Origin of the sequence: Streptomyces sp. MP131-18 (assembly GCF_001984575.1) — a bacterium.
In the GTDB taxonomy this organism is placed as follows: Bacteria; Actinomycetota; Actinomycetes; order Streptomycetales; family Streptomycetaceae; genus Streptomyces; species Streptomyces johnsoniae.
In genome coordinates this window covers 6,304,902-6,307,266 of sequence record NZ_LZNS01000001.1, presented here as the reverse complement: position 1 = coordinate 6,307,266, position 2,365 = coordinate 6,304,902, and the positions used below count along the sequence as shown (strand labels likewise).

The 2,365-nt window shown below is 69.7% G+C and carries 1 protein-coding gene; it reads right to left on the bottom strand.

Annotation, left to right across the window (positions count from 1 at the left end; translation table 11 throughout):
* On the bottom strand, nt 1-2,355 hold a 2,355-nt coding region (locus STBA_RS28210; protein ID WP_290443994.1), incomplete at its 3' end, for a beta-ketoacyl synthase N-terminal-like domain-containing protein.
* Nucleotides 2,356-2,365 lie beyond the last annotated feature (10 nt).

The window sequence follows — 2,365 nt, the reverse complement described above, 5'->3', positions numbered from 1 at the left end:
AGTGATCACACCGGCCGCGGGCTGGTCCGTGGCCACCGCAGCCAACCCGGCCAGCAGCACCTCACGCTCCGACCCCAGCACCACCGCACGATGCTCAAACACCGACCGCGCCGCCACCAACGACCACGCCACATCCGACGCCGCCAACTCCGGCCGCCCGACCACATGCTCCCGCAACCGACCCGCCTGACCCGCAAGCGCCACCGCACTACGACCCGACACCACCCACGCCGGAACACCAGACGACAACACCGGCAGCCCCGGCTCGCCCTCGGCCTCCGGCGCCGACTCCGAAGTTCCGTCCGCCGTCGGCGCCTCTTCAAGAATCACGTGCGCGTTCGTGCCGCTGATACCGAACGCCGACACACCAGCCCGCCGCGGCCGGTCACCCGCCGACCACTCCCGCGCCTCCTGAAGCACCCGGACATCCCCCGAGGCCCAGTCCACATGAGACGAGGGAGTTTCGGCGTGCAGCGTCTTCGGCAGGATGCTGTGCTGGAGTGCCAGCACCATCTTGATCACGCCCGCCACGCCGGCCGCCTGCTGGGTGTGGCCGATGTTGGACTTCACCGAACCCAGCCACAACGGACGGTCCCCTTGGGAACGTTCCTGCCCGTAGGTCGCCAGCAGGGCACCGGCCTCGATCGGGTCACCCAGTGCGGTGCCCGTGCCGTGCGCCTCGACCACATCAACATCCGCCGCGGAGACCTGCGCGTTCGCCAGCGCGGCACGGATCACCCGACGCTGCGAAGGACCATTCGGCGCCGACAAACCGTTCGACGCACCATCCTGATTCACCGCACTGCCCCGGATCACCGCAAGCACCTGATGCCCGTTACGCCGCGCATCCGACAGCCGCTCCAGCATGACCATGCCCGCGCCCTCGCCCCAGCCAACGCCGTCGGCCTCGTCCGAGAACGCCTTGCACCGGCCGCTGGAGGCCATACCGCCCTGCTCGGAGAAGTCCATGAACGCACCCGGCAGAGCCATGACCGCGACACCGCCGGCCAGCGCCATCGTGCACTCACCGCCACGCAACGCCGTCACCGCCTGGTGCAACGCCACCAGCGACGACGAACACGCCGTGTCCACCGTCACCGCCGGACCCGTCAGACCCAGCGTGTAGGAGATCCGGCCGGAGGCCACCGCGGAAGCAGTACCGGTGATGCGATAACCGTTCAGACTCTGATCGTCCACCGGCAGGCTGCTGTCATAACCCGAGCTGCCAGCGCCGATGAAGACACCAGTGGCCGAACCGTGCAGCGAAGACGGCGCCAGACCCGCCCGCTCGATCGCCTCCCAGGCAGTCTCCAGCAGCAGCCGCTGCTGCGGGTCCATCGCCATCGCCTCACGCGGACTGATCCCGAAGAAAGCCGCGTCGAAGTCCCCGGCGTCGTAGACGAATCCGCCCTGCCTGACGTAGGCGTCGCGCATTGCTCCGCCGCCGTACTCCTCCTCGAACGCGTCCCAGCCGCGGTCGGTCGGGAAGCCCGAGATCACGTCCGCCCCCGCGGCCAGCAGGTCCCAGAACTGGTCAGGTCCGTTGACGTCGCCCGGGAAGCGGCAGCCCATGCCGACGATCGCGATCGGCTCGCCACCGGCCGCAGCCACCACCTGCACCGCACCCTCGGACCCGGACTCAGGCGAGCCCACGAGTTCGCCACGCATGTACTCGGCGAGCGCGGCGGCGTTCGGGTAGTCGAAGACCATCGTCGAGGGCAGCCGCACCCCGGCCGCCGCCGACAACCGGTTCCGCAACTCGACCGCGCCAACCGAATCGAAGCCCAGGTCCTTGAACGCCCGCTGCGGCAGCACATCCGCCGCCGCATCGTGCCCAAGCACCGCCGCCGCGTTACTACGCACCAGATCCGTCAGCACCTGCCGCTGCTCACCCACCGGCATACCCGACAGCCGCGCGGCCAGCTCCGACGTGTCCGCCAAGACGCCGGGCTCGGCTTCGGCTTCGGCTTCGGCCGCGAGGATCTCGCGGACCTCGGGCAGGGCGGACAGCAGCGGGCTGGGACGGCGCAAGGTGTAGGTCGGCACGAACTGCGCCCAGTCGAAACCGGCAACAGCGATCGAACCCTCACCCGCATCCAGCACCTGACCCAGAGCACGCATCCCACGCTCCGCGTCAATGCCCTCCATCCCGAAGTCCACCAGGCGCTCGCCTCCGTCGCTGGCGGCCATACCGACGCCGGCCCACAGACCCCACGCCACCGAACTGGCCACCAGACCACGACCCCGCCGGCTGTCACACAGCGCATCGAGGTAGGCATTCGCCGCCGCATAAGCGCTCAGCCCGCCACTGCCCCAGGTGCCCGCACCGGAAGAGAACAGCATGAACGCATCCAGGTCCCGGTCC